The sequence below is a fragment of the Staphylococcus devriesei genome, assembly GCF_002902625.1.
Classification (GTDB): domain Bacteria; phylum Bacillota; class Bacilli; order Staphylococcales; family Staphylococcaceae; genus Staphylococcus; species Staphylococcus devriesei.
The window spans coordinates 1-223 of the sequence record NZ_PPRG01000120.1; the positions used below are offsets into that span (position 1 = coordinate 1).

At 51.1% G+C, this 223-nt stretch carries 1 protein-coding gene; it reads left to right on the top strand.

All coding sequences use genetic code 11. The annotated features are described in order from the left end of the window. Positions 1 to 223, top strand: a 223-nt coding sequence (locus CD147_RS12645; protein ID WP_206185160.1) for a hypothetical protein, incomplete at both ends; no start/stop codon positions are given.

Consider the following 223-nt stretch of genomic DNA (forward strand, 5'->3'; position numbering starts at 1 on the left):
CAACAATGACAGACAAAGATAACGACGGTGTATCAGATGTAGTAGATCCAGCAGATTCTGATGCAGACGCAGACGCAGATGCAGACGCAGATGCAGACTCTGACGCAGATTCTGATGCAGACGCAGATGCAGACTCTGACGCAGATGCAGACTCTGACGCAGATGCAGACTCTGACGCAGACGCAGATTCTGATGCAGACGCAGATTCTGATGCAGACGCAGA